This is a genomic window from Ruegeria sp. CG3, from assembly GCF_056537205.1.
In genome coordinates, this window is the sequence record NZ_JBQFRC010000001.1 from 1,073,255 (window position 1) to 1,099,544 (window position 26,290).

At 61.1% G+C, this 26,290-nt stretch carries 27 protein-coding genes and 2 tRNA genes; 14 read left to right on the forward strand and 15 right to left on the reverse strand.

Annotated features, from left to right (window positions below; genetic code table 11):
* The first annotated feature begins 178 nt into the window (after positions 1 to 178).
* The 3 genes from purL to grxD all read left to right on the forward strand — a co-directional run bounded on the left by purL (position 179) and on the right by grxD (position 3,459).
* Entirely contained in the window at positions 179 to 2,338 is a 2,160-nt protein-coding gene (gene purL, locus ACR0NB_RS05370) for a phosphoribosylformylglycinamidine synthase subunit PurL (RefSeq protein ID WP_480775115.1), read from the forward strand.
* 139 nt (positions 2,339 to 2,477) lie between these two features.
* Positions 2,478 to 2,714 (forward strand): BolA/IbaG family iron-sulfur metabolism protein, encoded by a 237-nt coding sequence (locus ACR0NB_RS05375; RefSeq protein WP_170432828.1) that lies wholly within the window; start codon positions 2,478 to 2,480, stop codon positions 2,712 to 2,714.
* Positions 2,715 to 3,096: 382 nt separating this feature from the next.
* On the forward strand, positions 3,097 to 3,459 hold the full coding sequence (gene grxD / locus ACR0NB_RS05380) for a Grx4 family monothiol glutaredoxin (RefSeq protein ID WP_170338767.1): 363 nt from the start codon (positions 3,097 to 3,099) through the stop codon (positions 3,457 to 3,459).
* An 8-nt stretch (positions 3,460 to 3,467) separates the two neighbouring features.
* On the opposite strand, the gene ACR0NB_RS05385 is transcribed toward grxD, so the two are convergent.
* The 3 genes from ACR0NB_RS05385 to ACR0NB_RS05395 are packed head-to-tail and all read right to left on the reverse strand — an operon-like array spanning position 3,468 to position 4,893.
* Positions 3,468 to 3,815 (reverse strand): MliC family protein, encoded by a 348-nt coding sequence (locus tag ACR0NB_RS05385; protein WP_170586547.1) that lies wholly within the window; start codon positions 3,813 to 3,815, stop codon positions 3,468 to 3,470.
* Positions 3,812 to 4,207 (reverse strand): cell division protein ZapA, encoded by a 396-nt coding sequence (locus tag ACR0NB_RS05390; protein ID WP_170339348.1) that lies wholly within the window; start codon positions 4,205 to 4,207, stop codon positions 3,812 to 3,814. Before ACR0NB_RS05390 ends, ACR0NB_RS05385 begins: the two co-directional genes overlap by 4 nt.
* A complete protein-coding gene (locus ACR0NB_RS05395) occupies positions 4,207 to 4,893 on the reverse strand; it encodes a hypothetical protein (protein WP_480775116.1) in 687 nt (228 codons plus the stop codon). Before ACR0NB_RS05395 ends, ACR0NB_RS05390 begins: the two co-directional genes overlap by 1 nt.
* Before the next feature lie 235 nt (positions 4,894 to 5,128).
* Here ACR0NB_RS05395 and tkt point away from each other — a divergent pair, with 235 nt between their 5' ends.
* Positions 5,129 to 7,150 (forward strand): transketolase, encoded by a 2,022-nt coding sequence (gene tkt / locus ACR0NB_RS05400; protein WP_170371292.1) that lies wholly within the window; start codon positions 5,129 to 5,131, stop codon positions 7,148 to 7,150.
* Between the two features lie 57 nt (positions 7,151 to 7,207).
* On the opposite strand, the gene ACR0NB_RS05405 is transcribed toward tkt, so the two are convergent.
* Positions 7,208 to 8,179 (reverse strand): DUF808 domain-containing protein, encoded by a 972-nt coding sequence (locus ACR0NB_RS05405; protein WP_170357679.1) that lies wholly within the window; start codon positions 8,177 to 8,179, stop codon positions 7,208 to 7,210.
* Between the two features lie 182 nt (positions 8,180 to 8,361).
* On the opposite strand from ACR0NB_RS05405, the gene gap (ACR0NB_RS05410) reads away from it, so the two are divergent.
* The 3 genes from gap (ACR0NB_RS05410) (at position 8,362) to gap (ACR0NB_RS05420) (ending at position 10,675) form a co-directional block, all read left to right on the forward strand.
* A complete protein-coding gene (gap, locus tag ACR0NB_RS05410; RefSeq protein WP_170595089.1) occupies positions 8,362 to 9,363 on the forward strand; it encodes a type I glyceraldehyde-3-phosphate dehydrogenase in 1,002 nt (333 codons plus the stop codon).
* Between the two features lie 71 nt (positions 9,364 to 9,434).
* Entirely contained in the window at positions 9,435 to 9,578 is a 144-nt protein-coding gene (locus tag ACR0NB_RS05415; RefSeq protein WP_170338780.1) for a hypothetical protein, read from the forward strand.
* A 92-nt stretch (positions 9,579 to 9,670) separates the two neighbouring features.
* Entirely contained in the window at positions 9,671 to 10,675 is a 1,005-nt protein-coding gene (gene gap / locus ACR0NB_RS05420) for a type I glyceraldehyde-3-phosphate dehydrogenase (protein WP_170357677.1), read from the forward strand.
* Here the strand turns inward: gap (ACR0NB_RS05420) and coaD are convergent.
* From coaD to ACR0NB_RS05435, 3 genes are all read right to left on the reverse strand, one after another.
* Positions 10,667 to 11,158, reverse strand: coding sequence for a pantetheine-phosphate adenylyltransferase (coaD, locus tag ACR0NB_RS05425; protein WP_093961954.1), 492 nt, complete (start codon positions 11,156 to 11,158; stop codon positions 10,667 to 10,669). The genes gap (ACR0NB_RS05420) and coaD overlap by 9 nt on opposite strands.
* An 85-nt stretch (positions 11,159 to 11,243) precedes the next feature.
* Positions 11,244 to 11,681: a CBS domain-containing protein gene (locus ACR0NB_RS05430; protein ID WP_093961953.1), complete on the reverse strand. Its 438-nt coding sequence runs from the start codon at positions 11,679 to 11,681 to the stop codon at positions 11,244 to 11,246.
* Between the two features lie 61 nt (positions 11,682 to 11,742).
* The gene (locus tag ACR0NB_RS05435) at positions 11,743 to 12,645 is read right to left on the reverse strand and encodes a LysR family transcriptional regulator (RefSeq protein WP_170419025.1); all 903 of its coding nucleotides are present in this window, start codon (positions 12,643 to 12,645) and stop codon (positions 11,743 to 11,745) included.
* A 101-nt stretch (positions 12,646 to 12,746) separates the two neighbouring features.
* On the opposite strand from ACR0NB_RS05435, the gene ACR0NB_RS05440 reads away from it, so the two are divergent.
* The gene (locus tag ACR0NB_RS05440) at positions 12,747 to 14,246 is read left to right on the forward strand and encodes a CoA-acylating methylmalonate-semialdehyde dehydrogenase (protein WP_480775117.1); all 1,500 of its coding nucleotides are present in this window, start codon (positions 12,747 to 12,749) and stop codon (positions 14,244 to 14,246) included.
* 16 nt (positions 14,247 to 14,262) lie between these two features.
* Here ACR0NB_RS05440 and ACR0NB_RS05445 read toward each other — a convergent pair whose 3' ends face one another.
* Positions 14,263 to 14,466 (reverse strand): hypothetical protein, encoded by a 204-nt coding sequence (locus ACR0NB_RS05445; protein ID WP_170356934.1) that lies wholly within the window; start codon positions 14,464 to 14,466, stop codon positions 14,263 to 14,265.
* Between the two features lies 1 nt (position 14,467).
* Between ACR0NB_RS05445 and ACR0NB_RS05450 the strand changes: the two genes are divergently transcribed.
* A complete protein-coding gene (locus ACR0NB_RS05450; protein WP_437342558.1) occupies positions 14,468 to 15,064 on the forward strand; it encodes a L,D-transpeptidase in 597 nt (198 codons plus the stop codon).
* Between the two features lie 56 nt (positions 15,065 to 15,120).
* Here ACR0NB_RS05450 and ACR0NB_RS05455 read toward each other — a convergent pair whose 3' ends face one another.
* Positions 15,121 to 15,597 (reverse strand): fasciclin domain-containing protein, encoded by a 477-nt coding sequence (locus tag ACR0NB_RS05455; protein ID WP_170338788.1) that lies wholly within the window; start codon positions 15,595 to 15,597, stop codon positions 15,121 to 15,123.
* Between the two features lie 75 nt (positions 15,598 to 15,672).
* Positions 15,673 to 16,518, reverse strand: coding sequence for a class I SAM-dependent methyltransferase (locus tag ACR0NB_RS05460; protein ID WP_480775118.1), 846 nt, complete (start codon positions 16,516 to 16,518; stop codon positions 15,673 to 15,675).
* Between the two features lie 143 nt (positions 16,519 to 16,661).
* Between ACR0NB_RS05460 and ACR0NB_RS05465 the strand changes: the two genes are divergently transcribed.
* Positions 16,662 to 17,777, forward strand: coding sequence for a carboxylate-amine ligase (locus ACR0NB_RS05465; RefSeq protein ID WP_170339368.1), 1,116 nt, complete (start codon positions 16,662 to 16,664; stop codon positions 17,775 to 17,777).
* A gap of 3 nt (positions 17,778 to 17,780) precedes the next feature.
* On the opposite strand, the gene ACR0NB_RS05470 is transcribed toward ACR0NB_RS05465, so the two are convergent.
* Positions 17,781 to 18,638 carry a hypothetical protein gene (locus ACR0NB_RS05470; protein WP_480775119.1) on the reverse strand — a complete coding sequence of 286 codons (858 nt, stop codon included), beginning with the start codon at positions 18,636 to 18,638 and terminating at the stop codon, positions 17,781 to 17,783.
* A 174-nt stretch (positions 18,639 to 18,812) separates the two neighbouring features.
* Between ACR0NB_RS05470 and ACR0NB_RS05475 the strand changes: the two genes are divergently transcribed.
* The 4 genes from ACR0NB_RS05475 to ACR0NB_RS05490 all read left to right on the forward strand — a co-directional run bounded on the left by ACR0NB_RS05475 (position 18,813) and on the right by ACR0NB_RS05490 (position 22,365).
* On the forward strand, positions 18,813 to 19,955 hold the full coding sequence (locus ACR0NB_RS05475; protein WP_480775120.1) for an acyl-CoA dehydrogenase family protein: 1,143 nt from the start codon (positions 18,813 to 18,815) through the stop codon (positions 19,953 to 19,955).
* Between the two features lie 7 nt (positions 19,956 to 19,962).
* The gene (locus tag ACR0NB_RS05480; RefSeq protein ID WP_480775121.1) at positions 19,963 to 20,997 is read left to right on the forward strand and encodes an enoyl-CoA hydratase/isomerase family protein; all 1,035 of its coding nucleotides are present in this window, start codon (positions 19,963 to 19,965) and stop codon (positions 20,995 to 20,997) included.
* Between the two features lie 3 nt (positions 20,998 to 21,000).
* The gene (gene mmsB / locus ACR0NB_RS05485; protein WP_480775122.1) at positions 21,001 to 21,873 is read left to right on the forward strand and encodes a 3-hydroxyisobutyrate dehydrogenase; all 873 of its coding nucleotides are present in this window, start codon (positions 21,001 to 21,003) and stop codon (positions 21,871 to 21,873) included.
* Positions 21,874 to 21,975: 102 nt separating this feature from the next.
* Positions 21,976 to 22,365, forward strand: a complete 390-nt coding sequence (locus tag ACR0NB_RS05490; protein ID WP_480775123.1) for a hypothetical protein — start codon at positions 21,976 to 21,978, stop codon at positions 22,363 to 22,365.
* Between the two features lie 12 nt (positions 22,366 to 22,377).
* On the opposite strand, the gene uvrA is transcribed toward ACR0NB_RS05490, so the two are convergent.
* The 4 genes from uvrA to ACR0NB_RS05510 form a co-directional block, all read right to left on the reverse strand.
* Positions 22,378 to 25,236 carry an excinuclease ABC subunit UvrA gene (gene uvrA, locus ACR0NB_RS05495; RefSeq protein WP_170419039.1) on the reverse strand — a complete coding sequence of 953 codons (2,859 nt, stop codon included), beginning with the start codon at positions 25,234 to 25,236 and terminating at the stop codon, positions 22,378 to 22,380.
* A gap of 104 nt (positions 25,237 to 25,340) precedes the next feature.
* On the reverse strand, positions 25,341 to 25,910 hold the full coding sequence (locus tag ACR0NB_RS05500) for a methyltransferase domain-containing protein (RefSeq protein WP_480775124.1): 570 nt from the start codon (positions 25,908 to 25,910) through the stop codon (positions 25,341 to 25,343).
* Between the two features lie 92 nt (positions 25,911 to 26,002).
* Positions 26,003 to 26,079, reverse strand: a tRNA-Asp gene (locus ACR0NB_RS05505).
* Positions 26,080 to 26,129: 50 nt separating this feature from the next.
* Positions 26,130 to 26,206: transfer RNA gene (locus tag ACR0NB_RS05510), tRNA-Asp, on the reverse strand.
* Positions 26,207 to 26,290: the final 84 nt, after the last annotated feature.

Here is a 26,290-nt window from a genome sequence, read left to right on the forward strand (position 1 = left end):
CGCACGCGCTGCTGTCCCCTCATTCCGGTGGTGCGACCTGCATTTCCCGGTCGCAGACCGCTGCATTCTGCCAGCAAATAGCGGGTTCCTGTTCGCTGCGCGCTCTTGACCCTTTCCCAAATCGCCCGGTTGCCCTAAAAGGCCCGCAATCCCGGCCACCTTGGAAACAGGACACACGATGCAAGAGCCCGCCATCACACCGGATCTGATTGCCGCACACGGGTTGAAACCCGAAGAATACGACATGATCCTCGAGATTATCGGGCGCGAGCCGACCTTTGCCGAGCTGGGGATTTTCTCGGCCATGTGGAACGAGCACTGTTCCTACAAATCCTCGAAGAAATGGCTGCGTACGCTGCCCACCTCGGGCCCTCAGGTGATCTGCGGCCCGGGTGAAAACGCCGGTGTAGTGGATATCGGCGACGGGCAGGCCGTGGTCTTCAAGATGGAAAGCCACAACCACCCCTCGTACATCGAACCCTATCAAGGCGCGGCAACCGGCGTGGGCGGCATTCTGCGCGACGTGTTCACCATGGGCGCACGGCCCATCGCGGCAATGAACGCGCTGTCCTTCGGCGAACCCGACCACCCCAAGACCCGCCAGTTGGTCAATGGCGTGGTCGAAGGCATCGGAGGCTACGGCAACTGTTTCGGCGTCCCGACCGTGGGCGGTGAAGTTCGATTCCACCCGGCCTACAACGGCAACTGCCTCGTGAACGCCTTTGCCGCCGGGCTGGCCGATGCCGACAAGATCTTCTACTCGGCCGCGTCGGGCGTGGGCATGCCCGTCGTCTATCTGGGCGCCAAGACCGGCCGCGACGGCGTGGGCGGCGCCACGATGGCCTCGGCCGAATTCGACGACACGATCGAGGAAAAGCGCCCCACGGTGCAGGTCGGTGACCCCTTCACCGAAAAACGCCTGATGGAGGCGACGCTGGAACTGATGCAGACCGGCGCCGTGATTTCGATTCAGGACATGGGCGCGGCGGGCCTGACCTGCTCGGCCGTTGAGATGGGCGACAAGGGCAGGCTGGGTGTCCGGCTGGACCTGGAAAACGTGCCCCAGCGCGAAGAGAACATGACCGCCTACGAGATGATGCTGTCCGAGTCCCAAGAACGCATGCTGATGGTGCTGAAGCCCGAGCTTGAGGCCGAAGCCCGCGCCGTGTTCGAAAAATGGGATCTGGATTTCGCAATCGTCGGTGAAACCATCGCCGAAGACCGGTTCCTGATCATGCACAACGGCGAAATCAAGGCCGACCTGCCGCTGTCGAAACTGGCCTCAACGGCACCGGAATACGACCGCCCCTGGGTCCCCACCCCAGCGGCCGAAGATCTGGGCGAGGTGCCGCAGATCGACCCGATCGACGGGCTGCGAGCGCTGATCTCGTCGCCCAACTATGCCAGCAAGCATTGGGTTTACGAGCAATACGACACCATGGTGATGGCCGATACGGTGCGCACGCCGGGCCTAGGCGCAGGTATGGTGCGTGTCCACGGCACCGACAAGGTGCTGGCCTTCACCTCGGACGTGACCCCGCGATACGTGCGCGCCAACCCCGAGGAAGGCGGCAAGCAGGCCGTGGCCGAAGCCTATCGCAACCTGACCGCCGTTGGTGCCAAACCGCTGGCCACCACTGACAACCTGAATTTCGGCAACCCCGAAAAGCCCGAGATCATGGGCCAGTTCGTCGGTGCCATCCAAGGCATCGGAGCCGCCGTGGCCGCGCTGGATATGCCGATCGTATCGGGCAACGTTTCGCTCTACAACGAAACCGACGGTCAGGCGATCCTGCCCACACCGACCATCGGTGCCGTCGGCCTTTTGGATCACGCCGACGACATCATCGGCACCGAGGTTCGCGAAGGGCATGTTGCGCTGGTGATCGGTGAAACCAAAGGACATCTGGGCCAATCCGCCCTGCTGGCCGAGGTCTTCAACCGCGAAGACGGCGACGCCCCGCAAGTGGATCTGGATGCGGAAAAGCGCAACGGCGACTTCATCCGGGCCAATCGCGAGATGATCAAGGCCTGTACTGACCTGAGCGATGGCGGCCTTGCACTGGCTGCCTTCGAACTGGCCGAAGCCGCGGGCGTGGGTGTGCATCTTGATGACGCCCCGACCGAGTTCCTGTTCGGTGAGGATCAGGGCCGTTACCTGGTGGCCTGCAACTTCGATCAGGCCGAAGCGCTGATGATTGCGGCGGGCCAGGCGGGCGTGCCGCTGGTTTCGGTCGGGCGCTTTACCGGAGAAACCGTGCGGATCGGAGCGTCCGAAGCTCCTCTGAGTGAACTCTCAGCGATGTATCGCAGCAGTTTTGCCGAAGCTGTCGCCTGAGCACGACGACGCTGAACCATACTCGGATCCTGCGCTGTTCGATCAGCGCGGGATCTGACTTTTCCAAGGGCGCTGCGCACCCTTGCGCGGGCTTCGGCATCGCTCTACATCTTTGAAAAGACCTTCAGGAGTATCTTAAATGCCAATGAGCGCCCACGAAATCGAACATCTGCTGCGCGAAGCCTTTCCGAATGCGGAAATCCAGGTCGGCGGCACCGATGGCGTACACATGTCCGCTATGGTCGTGGACGAAAGCTTTCGCGGGAAGAACAGGGTACAGCAGCAGCGCGCGGTCTATGCGGCGCTGAAGGGCAAGATGGACGGCCCGGATGGCGAGCTGCACGCGCTGGCGTTGACCACGAAAGTACCCGTGTGATGAAGCTGACGGCGGCCAGTGCCATGCTCACTCTGGTGATGGCACGCGCTGCCTTGTGCATTCCGATGGCATCCGACAATTCGGTCACGTGACATGATCGGTTGGGTTGTTTGGATCGGGATATGTGTCGGCGGGCTGGTAGTTGCCGAGGCTCTGTTCGAAGCCTATCTGAAACGGAACAGAACAAGATGATTGTCGGATATGCGCCCCGACCCAAACGCTTTGAAACGCAGACCGTGGGAAGCCGACGGCGTGACAAAAGTCAATGTAATCGACGAGGTTCATGCGATGAACCAGCGTACTGAACCAAAAAACTGGTGGCGCAGCCGCCGATCGAAATGACCGCCCGACAGACGGACGAACGTAAACAAGGAAACGCGAAATGACCGACGTTAAGACCCAGATCGACGAAACCGTCAAAAGCAACGATGTGGTGCTGTACATGAAGGGCACCAAAGAAATGCCGCAGTGCGGATTTTCATCTCGGGTGGCCGGTGTTCTGAACTATATGGGTGTCGAATACACCGACGTGAACGTTCTGGCGGACGAGGAAATCCGCCAGGGCATCAAGGACTATTCGGACTGGCCGACTGTGCCCCAACTCTACGTCAAAGGCGAATTTGTGGGTGGTTGTGATATCATCACAGAAATGACCCTGTCAGGAGAGCTGGACACGCTGTTCGATGAAAACGGTGTCGCCTACAACAAGGAAGCCGCCGACAAAATCCGCGAGGCAAACGCCTGATCAGCCGCTCAGCGGCTGACACAGTCTTTCAAAATATCGGTTTCGTCGGTGGCTCCGGCCGCCGCGAAACTGACCATCGCGTTCCAGCCTTTCGACCGCAGGGTATACGTCCCCTGCCCGTTCACCGACTCGTAACGGATACCCGAGCCGCTCTGGACTTGGCGCAACGCAATCAACTGACCATCGACGATCATCGCCGCAGCCCCTTCACCGTCGGAGGGGTTGAAGTATGTCACGGGCAGCTCAACGCCATTTTCGCAGGTGAAGGTCACAGATAGGATGTCAATCTGTGCCAATGCCGGACCCGAGACCGCCCCGACCAACGCCGCCAGGCACAAAGTCCGCAAATGTGTCATCTCGCGTTCTTCTCTTCGATCACCGAGGCCAACGCCTCGGCGCGTGCCGCCATCTCTGCAAGTGTGTCGGTAACCGACGGCGGAACAACGGCCACTTCGATCCGTTCCGGCTCGGGCGCGGGCGCACTGCGCATACGCTCCAATTCGCCTTCAACTTCGGCCAGCTTCGCCTCGAGTGTCTTGATGCGATCCTCGGTGGCCGCCGCTTTGTCGGCCAGCATAAGCCCCGCCATCAACAGCATCCGCGACTCGGGCATACGGCCAATCTGGTCGGCCATCACCTGGGCCTCATCATCCAGCATCTTCGCGGCTGCGTGCAGAAACGGTTCCTCGCCGTCCTGGCAGGAAACCTCAAATCCGCGCCCGCCAATATGAATGGTAACCTCGGGCATTACTCTACCTCTCCTTCGGCCAGGTTGGCATGGGTCAGCAATGGCTCGAGCCGCGCCAGAACCGCGTGAGCCTCGGCCGCGTCGGTGGCGCGGGCGGCCCGGGTGGCCTCCAGCTCGGCCACGGTTGCCTTGTTCAGAAGCTCGGCATCGGGAACGCCGTCCTCAGCAGCCTTGCGCAACTCGTCGACCGCTTCGCGCAATTGGTCATTTGCCTTGCGCAAGCGCTGAAGGTCGTCATCCAGCCGCGACATGGCGGCGCCGTGGCTGGCGCGTTCGGCCCGCAACATTTCCAGTTCGGCATTCAATTCGGGGATACGCTCTGAATCCTCCAGTTGCCGCCGCAATTCGGAGATCTCGGCCTTCAGCGCTGCAACTTCGTCCTGATTTTCCAGCGCAGCCTTGGCTTCGGACAGTTCGGCACGCGCGGCCTCGACGGTGGCCAATTTCGCATTGGACTCGCCCAACTGGGCGCGCAATGCGTCGATTTCCTGATCATGCCGCTCCCTCAGAGACTTCAGGCGCTCTTCCAATTGCGCATTAGCCAGCTTTTCCTCGTCCAGAGCGGCGCTCAATTGTCCATCTTCGCTGCCCGAGACCGGACCCGCCGATTGCAACGCCTCGATCCCGGTGCCAATCCGATCCATCGCGGCCATGATGCGTCGCTGTAAGTCTTCGATCTGGCTCATTGCCCCTGTCACCTCTTTACCAAGGTTCGTTCTATTTTTCCGATGGCCGAATCAATACGGCTCGTACCGGTACTTAGTCTAACGGAATGTTCGCCAAAATACCCACTCTTTGCTTTCAAAGGCTTGAGCAACACTCTTGAAGCGATGGCAATGCGCCGCGCCGGGTTCCGCTTGCACTTTGGGGGGTGGATGGTATTCAGCCCGCAATCTGCCGTAATCCAAAGGAACAACACCCGTGGACCTGACTGCGCTGCGCAATGCCAACCCTGAACACTGGGCGAAGGCTGCGGCCATTCGCACCCTGACCCTTGATGCTGTCGCCGCCGCCAATTCCGGCCATTCCGGAATGCCGATGGGCATGGCCGACGTCGCGACCGTGTTGTTTGAAAAACACCTGAAATTCGACGCCTCGGCCCCAAACTGGCCTGACCGCGACCGGTTCATCCTGTCGGCTGGCCATGGCTCGATGCTGATCTATTCCCTGCTCTACCTGACGGGCTACAGCGCAGTTACTCTGGACGAGATCAAGAACTTCCGCCAACTGGGCGCGAAAACCGCCGGCCACCCGGAAAACTTCCTGATTGATGGTGTCGAAACCACCACTGGTCCTCTTGGGCAAGGAATTGCCAATGCCGTCGGTTTTGCGATGGCCGAAGAAATCCAGCGGGCTCATTACGGCAAAAAGGTTGTCGACCACTACACCTATGTGATCGCCGGTGACGGCTGCCTGATGGAAGGTGTCAGCCAGGAGGCCATCACCCTGGCCGGTCGGCACGAGCTCAGCAAGCTGATCGTGTTCTGGGACAACAACAACATCACCATCGACGGCACCGTGGACATCGCCGACCGCACTGATCAGGTGCGCCGGTTCGCCGCTTCGGGCTGGCATGTGATCGAGATTGACGGCCACGACCCCAAGGCCATCGATGCGGCGATTGTGCAGGCAAAGGCGTCGAAGAAACCGACCATGATCGCTTGCGAAAGCCATATCGCGCTGGGTCATGCCGCGCAGGATACCTCGAAAGGTCACGGCGCATTGACCGATGCCGAACAGCTGCAGGCCGCCAAGGATGCATATGGCTGGCCGCACGGGCCGTTCGAAATTCCGACCGAGGTGAAATCCGCGTGGGAAGCAATCGGCGCGCGTGGCGCAATGGAACGGAAGGCGTGGGAAGAACGTTTTGCCCAACTGTCCGAGCGCAAGCAGGCCGAATTCAACCGCGCTTATGCTTTCGAGGCGCCAAAAAAGCTGGCCGGCGCGATCCGTGCCTTCAAAAAGCAGGTCTCCGAAGATCAACCCAAGCTGGCCACCCGCGCCTCGTCGGAAAAGGTGCTGAACGTCGTGAACCCGATCATGACCGAGACGGTTGGCGGATCGGCGGACCTAACCGGGTCGAACAACACCAAATCAGCCGATATGGGCGTGTTCCTGCCGGAGAACCGCAAGGGCCGCTATATCCACTACGGCATCCGTGAACACGGCATGGCCGCTGCGATGAACGGCATGGCGCTGCATGGCGGCATCCGCCCCTATGGCGGCACCTTCATGGCCTTCACCGACTATGCGCGTCCGTCGATGCGTCTGGCCGCGCTGATGAAGATCCCCAGCGTTTTCGTGATGACCCATGACTCGATCGGTCTGGGCGAAGACGGCCCGACGCACCAGCCGGTCGAGCATCTGGCGATCTCGCGCGCAACGCCGAATACCTATGTGTTCCGCCCTGCCGACACCGTCGAAACCGCCGAGGCTTGGGAACTGGCGCTGACCTTCAAGGACAGCCCCTCGGTCCTGTCGCTGACCCGTCAGGGCGTTCCGACCTTGCGCACTCAGCACAAGGCCAAGAACCTGACCGCCCAGGGCGCCTATGTTCTGGCCGAGGCCGAGGGCAAGCGTCAGGCGATCCTGATCGCCACCGGGTCCGAGGTGTCGCTGGCCATGGAGGCCAAGGCGATGCTCGAGGCCGAAGGGATCGGCACCCGCGTCGTTTCGATGCCCTGCATGGAGCTGTTCGCCGAGCAGGACGAAGCCTATCGCAAGAAGGTCCTGCCCGCCGGCCCCGTCCGCGTCGGTATCGAGGCCGCCGTCCGTGCCGGCGGCTGGGACCGCTGGCTGCTGGGCGAGCGTGGCCGCGAGGCCAAGGCCGGTTTCATCGGCATGTCGAGCTTTGGCGCGTCCGCTCCCGCAGGCGAACTGTACAAGCATTTCGGCATCACCGCCGAGGCGACGGTTGCCAAGGTCAAGGAATTGCTGGGCTGATCCAGCCGATCCGAGCAATCAAAGGGCGGCCATCGTGCCGCCCTTTTCTTTTGGACCTCAATGGTCGGCTGTCTGCTCTGCCTTTTTGGGCCACAGCGGTGCGATGACCTTGGTCGCCAACGGGATCAGAACGAACCCCCAGGCCAGCCCGAACACGCCGTCCATCGCAGCCTTGCTGATCCACTCCACCGCGCCGACCCATTGATCGGACACGGCATGACCGGCCGCATAAGCCCAATCGTGGATGTGGTGGCCGAGCCAGCCAAAGCCCAGCACCTCGAGCCCATGGATCATGATCGAGCCGCCAACCCACAGCATCGCCGCCGTGCCCACGACCGACAGTGTCTTCATGACCTTTGGCATCGCCTTGACCAGCCCGCGACCCAGCCCGCGGCCAATCGGTGTCGGCGCGTTCTTTGCCAGATAAAGACCGACATCGTCCATTTTTACGATCAACGCGACCGAGCCATAGACGGCAACCGTGACACCGATCCCCACAACCGCCAGCGTCGCCGCCTGCATCCAGACATTCGGCGCCTCGATGGCAGAAAGAGCGATGGTCATGATCTCGGCCGACAGGATGAAATCGGTCTTGATCGCCCCTTTGATCTTCTGCTCCTCCAGATGACCCGGATCACGGACGTTCATGTCCTCTTCGATCACGTGGCTGCCATGCGGGAACAGCACGTGAAAAATCTTCTCGGCGCCCTCGAAACACAGGTATGACCCGCCGATCATCAGCAAGGGCGTTATCAGCCACGGCGCGAAGTTCGCCAGCAACAGCGCCACAGGCAGCAGCAGAATGACCTTGTTGAACATCGACCCGCGCGCGATGCGCCAGATGATCGGCAACTCGCGCGCTGGAGCAAACCCTTGGACGTATTTCGGCGTAACGGCCGCGTCATCGATGATCACACCGGCGGTCTTGGCCCCCGCCTTGCCGGCAGCCGCCGCAACATCGTCGACCGAGGCCGCCGCCACCTTGGCGATTCCCGCCACATCGTCCAACAGGGCCAGCAAACCGCTCATGCCGCATCCTTTCCGTTCATCCGTCGCACTTTGGACCCTAACCGATCCGACAGCTAGCGCAAGCGTTAGCGCAACCACACCAAGTTTGCGCTAACACATTGCAAATATGGTATTTTCCATCTTTTTAGATGGACCGATCATCGCTATATCGCCCGGAACACAAGCGGATTTGGAGACGTCACATGACCATCAAGGTCGGCATCAATGGTTTTGGCCGCATCGGCCGCTGTACCCTTTCGCACATCGCCGCGTCAGGCCGCAACGATATCGAAGTGATCAAGGTCAACGCCACGGGACCGCTTGAAACCTCGGCGCATCTGCTGAAATACGACAGCATCCACGGCCGCTTTCCGCGCGACGTCTCGATCAGCGGCAACACGATGGACCTGGGTCGCGGGCCTATGCAGATGTTTTCGACCTACGACATGAACGAGCTGGACTGGGAAGGCTGTGACGTCGTTCTGGAATGCACCGGCAAGTTCAACGACGGGCTGAAGGCGAAAACACACCTTGAACGTGGCGCTCAAAAGGTTCTTCTGTCGGCTCCGGGCAAGAACGTGGACAAAACGATCGTGTTCGGCGTCAACCACAACAGCCTGACCGCCAACGACAGGATGGTGTCGAATGGCTCGTGCACCACGAATTGCCTTGCCCCGCTTGCCAAGGTTCTGGACGAAGGCATCGGCATCGAAAACGGCATCATGACCACGATCCACGCCTATACCGGCGACCAGCCCACGCTGGATCGCCGCCACAGCGACCTGTACCGCGCCCGCGCCGCCGCCATGTCGATGATCCCCACCAGCACCGGTGCCGCCAAGGCGCTGGGCGAGGTTCTGCCGAACCTCAAGGGGCGCCTGGACGGTTCGGCCATTCGCGTGCCCACGCCGAACGTGTCCGCCGTCGACCTGACCTTCCGCGCCGCGCGCGAAGTGACCGTCGAAGAAGTCAACGCCATCGTCGCCGAGGCCGCCAAGGGGCCGATGCAGCGCGTCCTGGGCTATGAACCCGCCCCCCTGGTGTCGACCGATTTCAACCACACCGAGGAAAGCTCGATCTTCGCGCCCGACCAGACCCGCGTCGTGGACGGCCGTATGGTTCGCGTGCTGGCGTGGTACGACAACGAATGGGGCTTCTCAGTACGCATGGCCGATGTGGCCGTCGCCATGGGACGGCTTAACTGATCTCATCAAGACCGCTTGAACCGCGTCGCCCGCTCAGGTTATCTGGGCGGGCTTTTTTGTTCGGAGCAGCAATGACAAACCAAATCGCGATCTGGCTGGGAGTCCTCATCCTTGGTGGTCTGATGCTGGATTTCGCGCTGTTTGGAACCGAGCACCTCCTGTTCCTCGGCAAGAAGTTCTACGACTTTCTCGACTGGGTCGCGTTCTGGCGCTGACAGAGGTTTTGCTTGACATTTTCGCCTGACTGCCTTTGTTAGCGCTAACTGATTTCAATCGCGGCTTAGCGGCCATTCAGACGGAGCGCGACATGACACTCAAACTTGCAATCAACGGATTTGGACGGATCGGGCGCGGTGTCCTTCGCGGCCTGATGGAAAGCGGTCGTACGGATGTGCAGATCGTCGCGATCAACGACCTCGCCAAGCCTGAAATGAATGCGCATTTGTTTGAGTTCGACAGCGTGCATGGCCGCTACACCAAGCCGGTCACCCTGACCGAGGCCGGGCTGGACGTAGGCGCCGGCCCGATCCGGTTGACCAGCGAGCGCGACCCCGAGGCGCTTGATTGGTCGGACGTCGACGTGGTTCTGGAATGCACCGGCGTGTTCCGCACGCGCGAAGCTGCCTCTCGCCATTTCAAGAACGGCGCGAAAAAGGTTCTGATCTCGGCGCCGGCGCGCGGGGATGGCGAGGTTAAAACCGTGGTGTTCGGCGTGAACGACCACGAGCTGACCGCCGCCGACACCGTGGTTTCCAACGCATCCTGCACCACCAACTGCCTGTCGCCGGTCGCTGCCGCGCTGGATGCTGGCCTGGGTATCGTGCACGGCAACATGACCACGGTGCACGCCTATACCGCCAGCCAGCCGGTGCATGACACCGCCGGCAAGGACCCGTACCTGTCGCGCGCGGCTGCCCTGTCAATGATCCCGACCACCACTGGCGCCGCCTCGGCTGTGGGGCTGGTTCTGCCGCAACTGCAGGGCAAGCTGACCGGTCAAGCGATCCGGGTTCCCACCCCCAACGTCTCGGTCGTCGATCTGGTGGTCGAGGTATCGCGCCCCACCACCGAAGACGAGGTCAACGCCCTGTTCACCGAGGCAGCGGCCAAGATCCCGACCGTTCTGGCCGCGGAAACCCGCCCGTTGATCTCGATCGATTTCAACCACGATTCCCACAGCTCGACCGTGTCGCTGGCCGAAACCAAAGTGACCGACGGCACGCTGGTTCGCGTTCTGGCTTGGTACGACAATGAGTGGGGTTTCTCGAACCGGATGCTGGACACCGCTGCCGCGATGGGCGCCCTAGCCTAACCGCTCTTTCAGCGCGATATTGACCTGGGGCGTGACGAATTTCGACACGTCCCCACCCAGCCGGGCGATTTCCTTGACCAGCTTCGAGGCGATCGCCTGGTGTCGAGCTTCGGCCATCAGGAACACGGTCTCGATCGAATCGTCGAGCGCCCGGTTCATCCCAACCATCTGAAATTCATATTCGAAATCGGCAACAGCACGCAGGCCGCGTACGATGATCTGCGCCCCTACGTCCCGAGCGCAGTCTATCAGCAGGTTTTCGAACGGATGCGCAACAATTTCAGTGCCGGTCTGTTCGGTCAGGTAGGCGCATTCCGCCTCAATCATGGCCACCCGCTCTTCGAGCGAGAACAACGGACCCTTATCGCGGTTGATCGCGACGCCAATCACCAGCTTGTCGACCAGCATGGCTGCCCGGCGGATGATATCGATATGACCCATGGTGATGGGGTCAAAGGTTCCCGGATATAATCCAACCCGCATCGCGCCCTCCTGAGCAATAAAATTTCTGCGCAAGCAAACACAAGTTTTCCGCAGCTGCAAGAGGCCGCAATGTCGTCAGATGGGGCTAGTGCCCCATGATCATGCCCTGCAGGGCATCTTTTTCCATGGCCAGTTCGGACAGTTGCGCTTTTACGACGTCGCCCAGAGTGACGATCCCAATCAGTTTGCCATCTTCGACAATCGGCATGTGGCGGAACCGACCTTCGGTCATACGAGCGAGAACGTCCTGCACCTTGTCCTGTTGGGTGGCGGTCACCAGTTTCTTGGTCATGTAGGCGCTGACCGGCTGTGTCAGGCACCCGCTGCCACTGGCGGCCAATTCCCGCACGATATCGCGTTCCGAGAGGATGCCGGCTGCGGTTTCGCCATCGTCCTCCGATACGATCACCGTACCAATGCGCTTATCGGCCAGAATCTTTGCCGCGTCGGACACGGTCATCGAAGGCGCCACCGTCACAACCCCGTCCGTCGACTTGGACTTCAGAATGGCCTGTACAAGCATGGGCAATACCTCCGAAATAATTTTCCCGTTTTCCAAAGCGTTGCCCGATTAGATCACCCTGTCAAGCTTGGGCTTCGGCTTCCAGCCGCGCAACTTCGTCGCGAATTCCCCGGCTGAGCGCTTCTGCAAATCGGTTCAACCGTTCGTTGCGTTGATCACCCTGATGGCGAACCAGGTGAAAGCTGCGCGTCAGACTGACTTGATCCGTCAGAATTTTTTTCAGCTGAGGATGGAATGGCAACGTGAAGTCATGCGCGATACACACCCCGGTACCCAGCGAGGCTTGCCGCAACTGCACCGAGACCGAGTTCGATGCAAGTGGGACACGATCAATACCCAGATCGTTGAGATAATCGAGCTCGCGGTCGAAGATCATGTCCGGGATATAACCGATCATGCGGTGACCCTTCAGCTCACCGACCGAGCGAATGGGTCCATGCCGCGAAAGATAGCCGGCTGTTGCCACCATATGCAGCTTGTAGTCGCTGATCTTTTGCACCAGCAGCTTGCCGGCCGTCGGGGCGCTGACGGTGATGGCCATATCCGCCTCGCGGCGCGACAGGTTGATGATCCGCGGCAAGGCCAGGATCTGTATGTCCAGGTCGGGATTCGAGTCGCTGATTTTGGCGCAGACTTGTGGCAGCAGATAGTTGGCGCTTCCGTCCGGAGCACCGATCCGGATTTGACCACTCAGCGACTTGGTCGCGCCTTCCATCGCGCCCGCCGCTGCGCGCATCGCCTCCTCAGCGCCTTGAGCGTGCTCGAACAGTCGCTCTCCGGCCGAGGTCAGTACGTAGCCCTGGGGTGACTTCGTGAACAAGGGCGCTTTCAGCGCCGCTTCCAACCGGGAAACCCGCCGCCCCACTGTCGCCGGGTCGATCTTTAATAACCGCCCGGCCGAAGAAAGGCTTTCCTCGCGCGCAACCGCTAGGAATACGCGCATGTCATCCCAGTTCGGATCCATCTTTACCCCTGCATTTTTGCAAAACTCTTTTGGGATATTGCCTCTGTTCATGAGATTTATGCAAGCCTATGCTGCGCGCAAATTCAGCGGAGGAGTTTGCGATGCAAGACCTGACCCATTTCATCAACGGCGAATACACACCCGGCACATCCGGTCGATTTGACGACGTCTACAACCCCGCCACGGGCGAGGTTCAGTACAAATGCCCGATGGCCAGCGCTGCCGAGACCACGGCAGCTATCGAACACGCCGCTGCAGCCCAGCCCGCATGGGGCGCGACCAACCCGCAAAAGCGCGCCCGCGTGATGATGCAGATGGTTCATCTGATGAACCGCGACATGGACAAGCTGGCCGAAGCGCTGAGCCGCGAGCACGGCAAGACCCTGCCCGACGCCAAAGGCGACCTGCAGCGCGGGCTCGAGGTGATCGAATACTGCATCGGCGCCCCGCAGATGCTGAAGGGTGAGTTCACCGACAGCGCCGGCCCCGGCATCGACATGTATTCCATGCGCCAGCCGCTGGGCGTTGTCGCCGCCATCATGCCGTTCAACTTCCCGGCCATGATGCCCCTGTGGCATGTCGGCCCTGCTCTGGCCTGCGGCAACGCGGTGGTGCTGAAGCCCTCGGAACGTGACCCATCGGTACCGCTGATGCTGGCCGAACTGTTCGTCGAGGCCGGTCTGCCCAAAGGTGTGTTCCAAGTCGTCAACGGCGACAAGGAAGCCGTGGACACCCTGCTGGACAGCGAGATCATTCAGGGTGTGTCCTTCGTCGGCTCGACCCCCATCGCACAATACATCTATTCGCGCGCCACGGCGAACGGCAAACGCGCCCAGTGTTTTGGCGGGGCCAAGAACCACATGATCGTCATGCCCGACGCCGACCTGGATCAGGCCGCCGACGCGCTGGTGGGCGCCGGTTTCGGCGCTGCCGGCGAACGCTGCATGGCCGTTTCGGTGGCCGTTCCGGTGGGCGAGGAAACCGCTGACGCGCTGATCGAGAAGCTGGTGCCGCGCATCGAGAAGCTGAAGGTCGGTCCCTATACCGCCGGCGACGACGTCGACATGGGGCCGGTCGTGACCGCCGCCGCCAAGGAACGCATCCTGGGCCTGATCAACTCGGGCGTGGAACAGGGCGCGAAGCTGGTGGTCGACAACCGCGATTTCAAACTGCAGGGCTATGAAGACGGTTTCTTTGTTGGCCCCCACCTGTTCGACCATGTCACCCCCGACATGGACATCTACAAGCAGGAGATCTTCGGCCCCGTTCTGTCCACCGTCCGCGCCGGATCCTACGAAGAGGCGCTTAAGCTGGCGATGGACCATGAATACGGCAACGGCACCGCGATCTTCACCCGCGACGGCGACACCGCCCGCGATTTCGCCAGCCGGGTCAATATTGGCATGGTTGGCATCAACGTCCCGATCCCGGTGCCGCTGGCCTATCACACCTTCGGCGGCTGGAAGAAATCCATGTTCGGAGACCTGAACCAGCACGGCCCCGACAGCTTCAAGTTCTACACTCGCACCAAGACCGTGACGTCGCGCTGGCCATCGGGCATCAAGGAAGGTGGCGAGTTCAACTTCAAAGCGATGGACTAACACCCTGACTTAAAGATCAAAGGCCGCCCAAAATTGGGGCGGCCTTTTTGCCCGCAGGCAAACCCAGTCCGCCAACCGTCACCTTGTGCAGCTTCTGCTTGGCAAAAAACTGCGCAAGCCGGACTGCGTTCACGAGAATTTCAGCACCGACCTCTGGCTTCACCTCTCTGCCCGGCATAAATTGGCCGAAAATTCGAGCAGTCAGTCGCCAGGAGGCCATCGTGACAACCAGAATTTCCCGCCGCTCGGCCCTTTTGGGGGTAGCATCCGTATTGGCGTCGCCGACTTTGTTGCGGGCGCAGAGCCAGGACGCCTTCCCTCAAAGCGAGGAGGCGATCAGCACTCAGCTTCCCGTTCGCCGCAACGTATCGTCCTTTTCCAAGCAGGACTGGCAGGATCACTTCGATGAACTGGGCGTGGGCTGCTTGCTGGCTGACATAACCAGCCGGGCGGTGCATTACTGGGGTCCTGACGGTACCTACAAACTGTACCCCAGCTCGGTTCCCATGAGCGAAGAGCTGACCAAACGCGGCTACACCGAAGTCGTGCGCAAAGCGGAAAATCCCAGCTGGACGCCGACCGCATCGATGCGCGAGCGCGATCCCAACCTGCCGGTCCGCATGGAAGGTGGAGATCCGGGCAACCCACTTGGCACCCGCGCCATGTACCTGTCCTGGCCGGCTTACCTGGTGCATGGCACACATGACACCCGCAAGATCGGACGCCAAAGTTCATCCGGGTGCATCGGGTTGTACAACCAGCATGTCGAGGAACTGTATCCTCTGGTCCAGATCGGAACAAAAGTCAGACTGCTTTGAAACGACAAAGCCCCGGCCGATCGACCGGGGCTTTGATTATGTGGCGAGTGTCTTGATTACTCGGGGATCAGAACGGTGTCGACGACGTGGATGACGCCGTTGCTTGCCTCGATGTCGGCCTGAACGACATTCGCTCCGTCGACCTTGACGCCGTTCTTGGCATTGACGCTCAGACGTTCGCCCTGAACGGTCAGGACCTTCGCCCGCTTGCCTGCAATGTCACCCGACATAACTTTGGCCGGCACAACGTGATAGGTCAGGATGGCAACCAACTGATCCTTGTTTTCGGGCATCAGCAGCGTCTCGACGGTGCCCTCAGGCAGGGCGGCGAACGCTTCATCGGTGGGCGCGAACACCGTGTAAGGGCCTTTGCCCTTTAGCGTGTCCACCAGACCGGCAGCCTGCACAGCGGCAACCAGCGTGTTGAACGACCCGGCCGAAACGGCGGTGTCCACGATGTCTGCAGCTTGGGCTTTCATCGGCAGTGCGAGTGCGACGGCGGCTGCGGCACCCATGAATGTACGACGGAACATGTTTAGTCTCCTCTCCAGCGTGATATGGAAAGGGGTACGCGCGCTTTCAAAAAGCGGATCACGAAAAAATCTGCTTTACCGCTTCTGAACCCAGATACTCTGCGCTCGGCCTTCTGTCAGAAAGGGCAAGGCTTCGACGGCATCGGGACGCGCCTGCTGAAGGTAATAACCGGGCCAAAGGATTGAAAACGAACCAGATTGCAACAACACGTGCAGCATGTACTGCTCGCCCCAACCCGGGCAGTCATAGAAAAAACGCTTGGGGTATTCATAGGGCAAAAAAACATCGTGGACATGGATCACGACGCCGGGTTTCAGATTCGGGATGATGCGGCAGAACAGATGCGCTACGTCATTGCTCATGCGCACGACATGGCTCGAATCGATGAACAGAACGTCTCCGGCCTCGAGCTGATCGAACACGGATGCGTCCACCTCTTCCAGTCGTTTCTGTTCGAATTGATCAACAACATGCGCGATGTCTGCGCGCGGATACGGGTCGATCGCCGTGATCCGCGTTTCCAAGCCGCCGTCTAGAACGGCTTGCCGAGTCACTCGGGTGGAGTTTCCACATCCGACCTCGACGACGCGTTTCGGCTTGAACCGTCGGATCATCAAGTACAGAGCGTCGGCGTCCGGACTGTCGTAGTACCCGTTGCCGATCCGGTAGCCGGTCTGGTTCCGCTCAGGATCCTTCAAAGCAGCCAGTGCTTCGGCATGGACCGTATATTCGGAGACCAATTCAGCAATATCGAACCCTTCCATCCCGGGTGACAGGGCATAGGCCGGTCGGGTCAGGCCGCCTGCCCGCTCGAATGCTTCAAGCCGTGCCCGCTCATCCCGCTCGGGGGCCTTGTCGATCAACTGTGTGCCGAACCTGTCCAAGAATGCATTGAGCTTCGGGAATTTCCTGGGTTTCACGACACACGGCTCCGATTGTCTGTCTGGCTTCTGCGGTGCTTACCTTTGGCACACGGGTCAGCGCAAGGTCGATGGCGCCAAAGCCTTGGCAAAAGAGCGGATTCCGTATTCACTGATCCCAAAAGGAAACGGGAGGCCCGCACATGCAGCAGGATTTCACGATCGGCATCGAAGAGGAATACCTGCTTGTCGATCGCGACAGCTTGCAGCTGGCTCAGGCGCCCGAGGCATTGATGCAGGCCTGCCAGGCGGATTTTGAAGGCCAGGTCAGCCCGGAATTCCTGCAATGCCAGATCGAGGTTGGGACCCGCCCGCATACGACGGTCAAGTCCGCACGTGAGGACCTCAGGCGGCTGAGGTCCTGTGTCGCCAAGCGCGCTGCCGAGCACAACCTGTCGCCCATCGCTGTATCCTGCCACCCGTTTGCGGATTGGAAAGACCAGCACCACACGCGAAAAGAGCGGTATGACAACCTGCAACACGCGCTGGGGGGTGTCGCCCGGCGCATGCTAATCTGCGGGATGCATGTGCATGTCGGTGTAGACGACCCCGCTCAGCGCGCCGATATCCTGCCGCAACTGTGTTATTTTCTGCCCCACCTCCTCGCGCTTTCAACCTCATCACCCTTCTGGAACGGACAGGATACCGGGTTGTCCTCGTATCGCCTGACGGTGTTCGACAACCTGCCCCGCACCGGGCTGCCCCCTGTTTTTGGCAGTTGGTCCGAATACGAGCGCACCACCGGTGTCCTGGTCGAATTGGGCGTAATCGAGGATACCTCGAAGATCTGGTGGGATCTTCGACCGTCGCACAGCTATCCGACGCTCGAGACGCGGATCATGGATGTGCAGCCTCGCATGGAACACGCGCTGTCGCTGGCGGCCATGGTGCAGGCACTGACCCGAATGCTCTGCCGTCTGAAAGACCGCAACCTGCGCTGGAGGCAATATGATCGGTTCCTGATCGGCGAAAACCGTTGGCGCGCGCAGCGCTACGGCGTGGGCGAAGGTCTGATCGACTTCGGAGACCGCTCGATCAAACCGATGCCCGACCTGATGGGCGAGTTGATGGGCATGTTGGCCGAAGATGCCGAAGCATTGGGCACCATGGCCGAGTTGGCCCGTTTGCGTCAGATTGCCGAGAGCGGCACCTCGGCCACGCGACAGCGTCGCGTTCACGCCGAAGCACTGGCCAATGGCGACGATCCGGGTCAGGCCGTGGTCCGGCACCTGATCGACGAATTCCACGCTGATCTGTGACGCTCATACCGCATTCAGGATCTGTCTGATCCGGTCGGCCACGGGCTCGTACAGGCTGCGGGCTTTCCAATACCCATTGTGCGAAAACGGATTCCATCCGGTGAGGACATTCCCGACCCGAATAGCCTGATCGGTGATCTCACCCGTCCCGACAAGCTGCCCATAGCTGGGCGCGATCGGTCCGAGGGGAAAGCCAAGAACGTCGTGCTTGTCATAATAGTTCTGCCACCAGTTATGGAATTGCAGGGTCAGTGGCAATTCCTGGTTGGGGCGTTGGATCGGCGTGATGTCCTGTTCGGGATAGGCGAACAGAAAGATCGGGATGTTGCAGCCAAACGTGACCAGCCCGGCCACTGTCTGCATGTCCTCCACCGGAACGCCGTGCTGCGGCAATCCACCGTGGCGCAGATGGCGCTGAAGGTCATAGATGTAGTTCGACATAATGTGCCCACCCAGGGAATGGGCGACGATCAGGATGGGGGCACGCTCGCCGATCTGAAACCGGACGATGCGTATCACCTGCGCAACTCGTTCATGGATCGCGGAATAGGTCTTGTCGCTGCCGTCGGGGGTCGGGCGATAGGATGCCGCGTCAGACAGGTTGCACACAACGAAACGGCGCGTTCGGTCATAGCCCGTATAGGGGCTTATGCTGTTCAGATAGTCCATCTGCCGGCCCTGCAGGATTTGCGCCCAGATCACCTCGTGCCAGGCAACTTTGCTCATGTCCTGCCCCAACTGCCGCCCCACCCGATCGTGCAAGTCGCTCGAAAACGTCGGCACCGAGGACGGCTGGTTCGGTCCGACCGACTGGCTGCCCATTCCGTGTATCGCAACCACGGCCATCTTGTAATTCGACATCCACAACTCCGATCAATCAATAAAACGAATGGCTCAGCATAACCGCCTTTTGGCAATCACCCAAATCCGGCGCATGTGCATCACGGGGTTTGCTCCGCGTGAAAAATTTCTGTAAGGATTGCGCAATAAATAAACAGTCGTTCAATTCACGTCGCCACAAGGGGGAGACCGGCTATGGATTTCGCGCTGACCGAAGAACAGACGGCCATTTTCGATATGGCCTACGCGTTCGGGCAAGAACAGATCGCACCTTTCACCCGCCAGTGGGAGGCCGAGGGCACCATCCCCAAGGATCTGTGGCCCAAGGTCGGCGAACTGGGCTTCGGCGGGCTCTATGTGTCCGAAGAAAGCGGCGGATCGGGCTTGACCCGCCTCGACGCCACGCTGGTGTTCGAGGCGCTGTCGATGGCCTGCCCCTCGGTCGCGGCCTTTCTGTCGATCCACAACATGTGCGCCAAGATGCTGGACAGCTTTGCCAGCGATGAACTGAAATCGCGCATCATGCCCGACGTTCTCAGCTTGAACACGGTGCTCAGCTATTGCCTGACCGAACCGGGCTCGGGGTCGGACGCGGCGGCGCTCAAGACGCGGGCCGAGCGCACAAACGAGGGCTATACGCTGAACGGCACCAAGGCTTTCATCTCGGGCGGCGGCTATTCCGATGCCTATGTCTGCATGGTCCGCACCGGCGGCGACGGGCCCAAGGGGATCTCGACGGTCTATGTCGAGGACGGCACACCGGGCCTCAGCTTTGGCGCGCTGGAACAGAAGATGGGCTGGAAAAGCCAGCCCACCGCGCAGGTCCAGTTCGACGACTGCAAGATCCCGGCCGAGAACCTTGTCGGGACCGAGGGCGACGGGTTCAAATACGCGATGATGGGCCTGGACGGCGGGCGCCTGAACATCGCCTCATGCTCGCTGGGCGCGGCGCAGGCGGGGCTGGACATGACGCTGCAATACATGTCCGAACGCAAGGCCTTCGGTCAGACCATCGACCAGTTTCAGGCCCTGCAGTTCCGGCTTGCGGACATGGAGATTGAACTGCAAGCGGCCCGCACCTTCCTGCGTCAGGCGGCATGGAAGCTGGATCAGGGCGCGCCCGACGCCACCAAATTCTGCGCGATGGCCAAGAAATTCGTGACCGAGACCGGATCGAAAGTGGTCGATCAGTGCCTGCAGCTGCACGGCGGCTACGGCTATCTGGCCGATTACGGCATCGAAAAGCTTGTGCGCGATCTGCGGGTGCATCAAATTCTGGAAGGCACGAACGAGATCATGCGCGTGATCGTCGCCCGCCAATTGCTCGCCCATCGCTGAGGTTTCCATGTCCGATATCGACATCCGCACCACGGGCCGCGCCGGCCGGATCACCCTGACCCGGCCCAAGGCCCTGAATGCGCTGAGCTACGAGATGTGCATGGCCATCGACACCGCCCTGCGCAATTGGCGCGAGGATGACGAGGTCGACCTGGTCATCCTGGACGCCGAGGGCGACAAGGCCTTTTGCGCGGGCGGAGACATCGCCGAGTTGTACGCAACGGGCACCAAGGGCGACTATGCCTATGGGCAGAAGTTCTGGCGCGATGAATACCACCTGAACGCGATGATCTTCGAATATCCCAAGCCCGTGGTCAGCTTCCTGCAGGGCTTTACGATGGGCGGCGGCGTAGGCATCGGCTGCCACGGCACGCACCGGATCGTCGGCGAAAGCTCGAAGATCGCGATGCCCGAATGCTCGATCGGGCTGGTGCCGGATGTGGGTGGGTCGCTGCTGCTGGCGCTGGCGCCGGGGCGGTTGGGCGAATATCTGGGCGTCACCGGCGCGCGCATGGGTCCGGGCGACGCGATCTATGCCGGGTTCGCCGACCACTTCATCCCGCAGGACCAATGGCCCGACATTATCGAGATGCTCGAGGCCTCGGGCCAGGCCGAGTTGCTGGCCGAACACGCCACCCCTGCCCCGGACCGCACCTTGCCGCAGGACGACATCGACCGTTTCTTCGGTGGTGAAACTCTGGGCGACGTGCTGACCGACCTGCGCAATGGCGACACCGAATTCACCCGCGGCGCGATCGGGGCGATGGGCCGCAATTCGCCGCTGTCCATGGCCTGCGCGATTGAGATGCTGCACCGCCTGCGCGGCCCCGCCCTGACCATGCGCAAGGCGCTGGAGCTGGAATACCGCTTTACCTTCCGGTCGATGGAGCACGGCGATTTTCTCGAAGGTATCCGGGCGCAGATCATCGACAAGGACCGCAACCCGAAATGGCAGTTTGCGGACATGAACGTGCCGGCCACGGCGGTATCACGGATGCTGATGCCGCTGGGCGCGGACACGCTGACATTCGAGGAGGAGTGAAACATGAAGATCGGATTCATTGGCCTGGGCAACATGGGCGCGCCGATGGCGGCCAATCTGGCCAAGGCCGGTCACGACGTGACCGGGTTCGACACCGCGGGCGTGTCGGTCGAGGGCGTGACCAAGGCCGAAACGGCCATTGATGCGGTCCGCGGGGCCGAGGCGGTCATCACCATGCTGCCCAATGGCGACATCCTGCGCGCGGTGGCCGATCAGATCATTCCGCACATGGAGAAAGGCGCGGTGTTCATCGACTGCTCGACCGTCGATGTGGACAGCGCCCGCGCCGTGGCGGATCAGGCCGAACAGGCCGGGCTTCTGGCCGTGGACGCGCCGGTTTCGGGCGGAATTGGTGGCGCGGCCGCCGGCACGCTGACCTTCATGGCCGGCGGCTCGGACGCGGCCTTTGCCAAGGCGGCCCCGCTGTTCGACATCATGGGCCAGAAGGCGGTGCATTGCGGCGCGGCGGGCGCCGGTCAGGCCGCCAAGATCTGCAACAACATGATCCTGGGCGTCACCATGATCGCCACCTGCGAGGCTTTTGCCCTGGCCGACAAGCTTGGCCTGGACAGGCAGAAGATGTTCGACGTGGTCAGCACCTCGTCGGGCTACAGCTGGAGCATGAACGCCTATTGCCCGGCCCCCGGTGTCGGGCCGCAGTCGCCTGCCGACAACGACTACAAGCCCGGTTTCGCTGCCGAGCTTATGCTCAAAGACCTGCGGCTCAGCCAGCAGGCCGCCGAAAGCGCCGACGCCGACACGCCGATGGGCCAGATCGCCACTGCGCTGTACGAACAGTTCGTCGAAGCCGAAGACGGCAAGGGAATGGACTTCTCGGCCATGCTGCCCCGGTTCGAAAAGCGCGGTCGCAGTTGAGCTTGGGCGGCATTTCGCCGCCCAGGGCTTGCACTTCGGGCGGTCATTCCAAAATATCGGGAAACGCGGCATGACGGCGCGACGAACCGAGGGGAACCGCCCATGAAGACACTTTTGCATATTGCACTGCTTGCCGGCCTGTCACTGACCCCGGTCGCGACGCTGGCTGACAACGGCAAAGGCAAGGGAAAGACCAAGAACACATTCTCGGTCGAGCGCGCGGCCCCGCAGAAGGGCGCAAAATCCGTTGCCAATTGCCCGCCCGGGTTGGCCAAGAAGGCCGTGCCTTGCGTCCCGCCCGGGCAAGTCAAGAACTGGTACAAGGTTGGCGACCGGATCGACCGCGACTATGTCTGGATCGACGATCCGTACCGCTATGGCCTGAAACGCGGCGGCAACTACGTTCGCGCGGGCGACTACGTCTACAGCATCGACCCCGATACGCGCAAAGTGCTGAACCTGATCGGCGCTGTGGCGGATATTCTGTACTGACGCGCAGGCAGCCTATTCGGCCGCCACGCGTTCGGGGTTCAGCATCGGCTTGAGGTATCGCCCGGTGTGGCTGCGTTCGCATTCGGCGACCTCTTCAGGGGTGCCAACGGCCACGATCTCACCGCCGCCATCGCCACCCTCGGGGCCGATGTCGATGATCCAGTCGGCGGTTTTCACCACGTCCAGATTGTGTTCGATCACGACGACCGTGTTGCCCTGATCGACCAGTTCATGAAGCACTTCCAACAGCTTGCGCACGTCTTCGAAATGCAGGCCGGTTGTGGGTTCGTCCAGGATGTACAAGGTCCGGCCCGTCGAACGTTTTGCCAATTCTTTCGACAGCTTGACCCGCTGTGCCTCGCCGCCCGACAGGGTTGTGGCCTGCTGGCCGACCTTGATATAGCCCAGCCCGACCCGGGCCAGCGCATCCATCTTGTCGCGGATCGAGGGCACGGCCTTGAAGAACTCCTGCGCGTCCTCGACCGTCATGTCCAGCACGTCGGCGATGGACTTGCCCTTGAACTTGATCTCGAGCGTCTCGCGGTTGTAGCGCGCGCCCTTGCAGGTCTCGCAGGTGACATAGACGTCGGGCAGGAAATGCATCTCGATCTTGATCACCCCGTCGCCCTGGCAGGCCTCGCAGCGCCCGCCCTTGACGTTGAAGCTGAACCGCCCGGGCTTGTAGCCCCGCGCCTTAGCCTCGGGCAACCCGGCGAACCAGTCGCGGATCGGGGTGAAGGCGCCGGTATATGTGGCCGGGTTCGACCGCGGCGTGCGCCCGATGGGCCGCTGGTCGATGTCGATCACCTTGTCCAGATGTTCGAGCCCTTTGATCGTTTCGCAGGGCGCAGGCGTCTGACGCGCGCCGTTCAGACGCATTGAGGCGGTCTTGAACAGCGTCTCGATCGTCAGCGTCGACTTGCCGCCGCCCGACACCCCCGTCACGCAGACGAACTTGCCCAGCGGAAACTCGGCCGTCACGTCTTTGAGGTTGTTGCCCGAAGCCTTTACAACCGTTACCTTTTTCTTGTTCCCTTTACGCCGCTCGGCCGGCACCGGAATTTCCCGCACCCCCGACAGATACTGCCCTGTGATTGAGGCCGCATCGGCTGCGATCTGCTCGGGCGTGCCGTGGCTGACCACCTGCCCGCCATGCACGCCGGCGCCAGGGCCGATGTCGAACACATAGTCGGCTTCGCGGATGGCTTCCTCGTCATGTTCGACGACGATCACGGTGTTGCCCTGATCGCGCAGGTTCTTCAGCGTGCCCAAAAGGCGGTCATTGTCGCGCTGATGCAACCCGATCGAGGGTTCGTCCAGCACGTAAAGCACGCCGGTCAGGCCCGAGCCGATCTGGCTGGCCAGCCGGATCCGCTGGCTTTCGCCACCTGACAGGGTTCCACTTGAACGTGACAGCGTAAGGTATTCCAAACCCACGTTATTCAGAAAACCCAGCCGTTCACGAATCTCTTTCAGAATCGCGCGGGCAATCTCGTTTTTCTGGGCGCTCAGATGGTTCGGCGCGTCCTCGACCCAAGCCAGAGCCTCCTTGATCGACATTTCGACCACCTGGCCGACATGCAGCCCGGCAATCTTGACGGCCAACGCCTCGGGGCGCAGGCGATAGCCCTCGCAGGTGTGGCAGGGACGGTTGTTCTGATACCGCTCGAATTCCTCGCGGATCCACGCGCTGTCGGTTTCGCGATAGCGGCGCTCCATGTTCGGGATCACGCCCTCAAAGCTGCGGGTCACCTGATAGACCCGCCCGCCCTCGTCATAGCGGAACTGGATTTCATCATCGCCCGAGCCATGCAGAAACACCTGCTGCACATGCGCCGGAAGATCTTTCCACGGCGTGTTCTTGTCGAACTCGTAGTGGCGCGCGATCGCCTCGATCGTCTGCAGGAAATAGGGCGACTTGCCCTTGCGCCACGGGGCCAACGCACCGTCATACAGTTTCAATGTCTGATCGGGCACCACAAGCCGTTCGTCGAAAAACAGCTCGACCCCCAGCCCGTCGCAATCCGGACAAGCCCCAAAGGGCGCGTTGAAGGAAAACAGGCGCGGTTCGATCTCGGGGATGGTGAACCCACTGACCGGGCAGGCAAAATTCTCGGAAAACGTGATGCGCTCGGGCTCTCCCTCGCGCGGGGCGGTCTCCAGAATCGCGATGCCATCGGCCAGGTCCAGCGCGGTGCGTAGGCTGTCGGCCAGGCGGGTCTCCATCCCCTCGCGCACGACGATCCGGTCAACGACCACGTCGATGTCATGGCGGAACTTCTTGTCCAGCGTCGGCGGCTCGTCCAGTTCGTAGAACTGGCCATCGACCTTGACGCGCTGGAACCCCTGCTTGCGCAGTTCCAAAAACTCTTTCTTGTACTCACCCTTGCGGTCACGAACGATGGGCGCCAGCAGATAGCCTCGGGTGCCCTCCTCCATCGCCATGATCCGATCGACCATGTCCTGCACCTGCTGGGCCTCGATCGGCAAACCGGTGGCAGGGCTGTAGGGCGTGCCTGCGCGTGCGAAAAGCAGGCGCAGATAGTCATAGATCTCGGTCACCGTTCCCACGGTCGAACGCGGGTTCTTCGACGTGGTCTTCTGCTCGATCGAGATCGCCGGCGACAGGCCGCTGATGTGATCCACATCGGGCTTTTCCATCATGTCCAGAAACTGGCGCGCATAGGCCGACAGGCTTTCGACATAGCGGCGCTGGCCCTCGGCATAGATCGTATCGAAGGCCAAGGACGACTTTCCTGACCCGGACAGACCCGTGATGACAACCAGCTGATCACGCGGAATGTCCACGTCGATGTTTTTCAGGTTGTGCTCGCGCGCGCCGCGCACCTCGATATTCTTCAGCTCAGCCATTCAGGCCCCCAACACACAAGTGTCCTAGAGATAGGCGAGCGACGCTGAGTCTCCAACCGAAAAGTTAGAACAAAGTGTGAACGAGCAGATTTTCTCCGCTTGGCTCACCCGTCTTCGCTCTTTTGTGCCATGGCCCAGGCACAGATCGGAAAATCCGGGTCGTTTTCCAGACTGTCGGTTTCGGGGTCGTAGACGGGCGGCCAGACCGGTTCGAGGTTCCGCAAAGCCGCCTGACGGTTGCCCCATTGCGCGGCCTGTATACCTTCCGGATCAAAGCCGCATTCGGTCAGCAAGTTGCGCAATCCCCGCGCCGACCAACGCGAACAGTCGTTCGGAGCCGCATGGAACGGGATGAAGAACGGCACGGCCAACCAGAACCACCCTCCCGGCCGCAGCATTTCCAGCACGTTGAGAGTGGCTTCATAGGGCCGGTCCAGATGTTCCCAGACCTGGTTGGCCAGTATCAGATCGAATTGCCGAACCTCCGCGCGCTCATCCATCAGCGGGCCTTTGCAGATATCGTGCTGACGATGCCAGATCTGGGTATGGCTGCGAAATCCGAATTGCGTTCCCCATTTTCCCGAAATTTCGGCGCAGTCCAGCGCCTCCGGCCCCAGACTCCGTACCCATTTCTTGCTTTCCCGAACCATGACGACGCGGTTCAAGCTGACCATCGAAAACCCCGACTGCGTGCTACCTGCCAGGACCGATTGTCCAGAAAAGCAACCCTGTGTCCACAGGGAACGCAACGACTTTCAAGGAGAAGTGGCGCGGTTGACGGGGCTCGAACCCGCGACCCCCGGCGTGACAGGCCGGTACTCTAACCAACTGAGCTACAACCGCGCATTAGGGTCTATGTCGATCCGTTTGCCCGGATCAAAGGCTGGCAGCGATGGCGCGGTTGACGGGGCTCGAACCCGCGACCCCCGGCGTGACAGGCCGGTACTCTAACCAACTGAGCTACAACCGCCCGCTGCCCGTTCATTGCTGAACGTTGGGGTGTATTATGGCCACGCCCGGGCATCGTCAAGCGGCGTTTTCAAGTTTTTTGCAC

Bases quoted from the DNA above. Each gene is read 5' to 3' on its own strand.
- uvrA (WP_170419039.1), bottom strand. From the start codon at position 25,236: ATGGCTGAGCTGAAGAATATCGAGGTGCGCGGCGCGCGCGAGCACAAC.
- ACR0NB_RS05405 (WP_170357679.1), bottom strand. From the start codon at position 8,179: ATGAGCGGTTTGCTGGCCCTGTTGGACGATGTGGCGGGAATCGCCAAG.
- ACR0NB_RS05465 (WP_170339368.1), top strand. From the start codon at position 16,662: ATGCAGCAGGATTTCACGATCGGCATCGAAGAGGAATACCTGCTTGTC.
- ACR0NB_RS05395 (WP_480775116.1), bottom strand. From the start codon at position 4,893: ATGAGCCAGATCGAAGACTTACAGCGACGCATCATGGCCGCGATGGAT.
- coaD (WP_093961954.1), bottom strand. From the start codon at position 11,158: ATGCGGGTTGGATTATATCCGGGAACCTTTGACCCCATCACCATGGGT.
- gap (WP_170357677.1), top strand. From the start codon at position 9,671: ATGACACTCAAACTTGCAATCAACGGATTTGGACGGATCGGGCGCGGT.
- ACR0NB_RS05390 (WP_170339348.1), bottom strand. From the start codon at position 4,207: ATGCCCGAGGTTACCATTCATATTGGCGGGCGCGGATTTGAGGTTTCC.
- ACR0NB_RS05480 (WP_480775121.1), top strand. From the start codon at position 19,963: ATGTCCGATATCGACATCCGCACCACGGGCCGCGCCGGCCGGATCACC.
- ACR0NB_RS05415 (WP_170338780.1), top strand. From the start codon at position 9,435: ATGACAAACCAAATCGCGATCTGGCTGGGAGTCCTCATCCTTGGTGGT.
- ACR0NB_RS05445 (WP_170356934.1), bottom strand. From the start codon at position 14,466: ATGGCCTCCTGGCGACTGACTGCTCGAATTTTCGGCCAATTTATGCCG.
- gap (WP_170595089.1), top strand. From the start codon at position 8,362: ATGACCATCAAGGTCGGCATCAATGGTTTTGGCCGCATCGGCCGCTGT.
- ACR0NB_RS05440 (WP_480775117.1), top strand. From the start codon at position 12,747: ATGCAAGACCTGACCCATTTCATCAACGGCGAATACACACCCGGCACA.
- ACR0NB_RS05475 (WP_480775120.1), top strand. From the start codon at position 18,813: ATGGATTTCGCGCTGACCGAAGAACAGACGGCCATTTTCGATATGGCC.
- purL (WP_480775115.1), top strand. From the start codon at position 179: ATGCAAGAGCCCGCCATCACACCGGATCTGATTGCCGCACACGGGTTG.
- ACR0NB_RS05430 (WP_093961953.1), bottom strand. From the start codon at position 11,681: ATGCTTGTACAGGCCATTCTGAAGTCCAAGTCGACGGACGGGGTTGTG.
- ACR0NB_RS05435 (WP_170419025.1), bottom strand. From the start codon at position 12,645: ATGGATCCGAACTGGGATGACATGCGCGTATTCCTAGCGGTTGCGCGC.
- ACR0NB_RS05500 (WP_480775124.1), bottom strand. From the start codon at position 25,910: ATGGTCAGCTTGAACCGCGTCGTCATGGTTCGGGAAAGCAAGAAATGG.
- ACR0NB_RS05455 (WP_170338788.1), bottom strand. From the start codon at position 15,597: ATGTTCCGTCGTACATTCATGGGTGCCGCAGCCGCCGTCGCACTCGCA.
- ACR0NB_RS05385 (WP_170586547.1), bottom strand. From the start codon at position 3,815: ATGACACATTTGCGGACTTTGTGCCTGGCGGCGTTGGTCGGGGCGGTC.
- ACR0NB_RS05470 (WP_480775119.1), bottom strand. From the start codon at position 18,638: ATGTCGAATTACAAGATGGCCGTGGTTGCGATACACGGAATGGGCAGC.
- ACR0NB_RS05375 (WP_170432828.1), top strand. From the start codon at position 2,478: ATGCCAATGAGCGCCCACGAAATCGAACATCTGCTGCGCGAAGCCTTT.
- ACR0NB_RS05490 (WP_480775123.1), top strand. From the start codon at position 21,976: ATGAAGACACTTTTGCATATTGCACTGCTTGCCGGCCTGTCACTGACC.
- mmsB (WP_480775122.1), top strand. From the start codon at position 21,001: ATGAAGATCGGATTCATTGGCCTGGGCAACATGGGCGCGCCGATGGCG.
- grxD (WP_170338767.1), top strand. From the start codon at position 3,097: ATGACCGACGTTAAGACCCAGATCGACGAAACCGTCAAAAGCAACGAT.